Genomic DNA, 2,287 nt, shown 5'->3' with positions numbered 1-2,287 from the left:
CGACGGCGAACTCGCGGCCCTCCTCGATCCACCGGTGCAGTTCCCCCGCCAGGTCAAGCATCCGGCGCCCCCGCGGCGGCGGTCAGGACGCGGTCCGGCCGGATGGGCAGGTTGCGGTGGCGTACGCCGGTGGCGTGCCAGACCGCGTTGGCGACGGCGGCCGCGGCGCCGACGATGCCGACCTCGCCGATGCCCTTGATGCCGACCGGGTCGTCCGGGTCCGTGTCCTCGATCCAGCCGATCTCGATGGGGGGAACGTCGGCGTGGGTGGCCACGTGATAGCCCGCGAGGTCGGCGCCGACGACGCCACCGGAGGCCCGGTCCCGGGCCGCCTCCTCGTGCAGGGCCATGGAGATTCCCCAGACCATGCCGCCCATGAGCTGGTTACGGGCGGTGAGCGGGTTGACGATGCGGCCCGCCGCGAAGACGCCGAGCATGCGCCGCACCCGTACCTCGCCGGTGGTGACGTCCACGGCGACCTCGGCGAACTGCGCGCCGTAGGAATGCCGTTCGGCGGGGCGGAGGGCACTGACGGCCTCGGTGGTGTCCGAGCGCACGGTCAGGCCCTGTGCGGGGAGTTCGGCGCCGAGGGCCAGCCGTTCGCGCAGTTCACCGGCCGCCTCCCTGACGGCCCAGGACCAGGAGCGGGTGCCCATGGAGCCGCCGGCGATCATCGCGGGGCCGAAGTCGCTGTCGCCGATGCGCACCCGGATCCGCTCCGGGGACACCTGGAGCGCGTCGGCGGCGATCAGGGCGAGTGCGGTACGGGCCCCGGTGCCGATGTCGGCCGCGGAGATCCGGATGGTGAAGGTACCGTCCGGATGCGCGGTCGCGCTCGCGGTCGACGGTGCCGAGCCCGCCGGGAATGAGGCCGCCGCCGTGCCGGTGCCGAGCAGCCAGCGCCCCTCCCGGCGCACTCCGGGGCGGCTGTCCCGGTCCGCCCAGCCGAACCTGCGGGCGCCCTCCCGGAAGCAGGCGGCCACGTAGCGTCCCGCGAACGGCAGGCCCGACACCGGGCCCCTCTCGGGTTCGTTGCGCAGACGCAGTTCGATCGGGTCGATCCCGCATTTCTCGGCGAGTTCGTCGAGGGCAGCCTCCAGCGCGAACGATCCGGGAGCCTCTCCCGGGGCGCGCATCCACGTCGGGGACGGCACGTCGAGCGGCACGACGTGATTGGCGGTGCGGTGGGCGTCGGCGTCGTACATCACCCGTGCCACCCCGGCGCTGGGTTCGACGAACTCGTACATGGTGGAGGTTCGGCTGACGGAGCGGTGCTCCAGTGCGCGCAGCCGTCCGCCGGCGTCGGCGCCGAGCCGGACGCGCTGGACGGTGGGGCTGCGGTGGCCGGCCAGTGCGAACATCTGTCGCCGGGTCAGGGCCACGCGCACGGGCCGTTGCAGGACGGTCGCGGCCATCACGGCGGCCACCTGGTGGGCCCGGACCCCCTTGCTGCCGAAGCCGCCGCCGACGTGTTCGGAGCGGACGTGCACGGAGGCCGCGTCGAGTGAGAAGAGGTTCTGGAGTTCGCCGGCGACCCAGGTGACCCCCTGGTTGGAGTCGGTCACCTCCAGCCGTCCGTCGTCCCAGCGGGCGGTCGCCGCATGGGGTTCCATCGGGTTGTGGTGCTCTTCGGGAGTGGTGTATTCGGCGTCCACGACGAAGGCCGAGGAGGCCAGCTCGGCGTCCAGGTCGCCCTTCTCCGTCACCGCCGGCATATGGCCGTCCACCGGCCGGCCGCCGGGGTGATCACCCGTCAACTCGATGTCGTGCGGCTCCTGTTCGTAGTGCACGACGAGTGCTTCGGCGGCCTCCCTCGCCTGCTCGGGCGTCTCCGCGACGACCAGCGCCACCGGCCAGCCCAGGTGCGGCACCCGGTCGTGCTGGAAGACGGCGCAGGTCGGGTCGGGCCGCGTGCCCAGCAGACCGATGTACTCGGTGTTCAGCTGCGGGGCGTTGCGGTGGTCCAGCACGGCGAGGACGCCCGGCATGGCGAGGACGGGGTCGGTGTCGAGGGCGCGGATCCGGCCGCGGGCGATCGTGGACAGCACCAGCCAGCCGTGGGCGAGACCGGCGAAGGGCACCTCGGCCGCGTAGCGGGCCGATCCGGTGACCTTGTCCCGTCCCTCGACGCGGGTGTGGCCGGTGCCGACGGACGGCGTGTGTACGGAAGTCGTGGTGGTGGCGGTGCTCATCGGGTGGCTTCCTCCGCGAGTTCGGTCAGGACGGTCACCGTGAGGTTGCGGATCAGGTCCACCTTGTAGCCGTTGCCGGGCAGCGGGCGGGCCGC

General features: G+C 73.2%; 1 protein-coding gene. It reads right to left on the bottom strand.

The features are described 5' to 3' along the window. Positions 1 to 53: 53 nt before the first annotated feature. A complete protein-coding gene (locus H5J33_RS31765; RefSeq protein ID WP_181798202.1) occupies positions 54 to 2,192 on the bottom strand; it encodes a xanthine dehydrogenase family protein molybdopterin-binding subunit in 2,139 nt (712 codons plus the stop codon). Positions 2,193 to 2,287: the final 95 nt, after the last annotated feature.

This window comes from Streptomyces sp. WELS2, from assembly GCF_013870595.1.
GTDB lineage: Bacteria > Actinomycetota > Actinomycetes > Streptomycetales > Streptomycetaceae > Streptomyces.
This window is presented reverse-complemented; position numbering and strand designations above follow the sequence as displayed.

What these genes read in the sequence shown, in the direction of transcription:
- H5J33_RS31765 (WP_181798202.1), bottom strand. Translation starts at nt 2,192, where the DNA reads ATGAGCACCGCCACCACCACGACTTCCGTACACACGCCGTCCGTCGGC.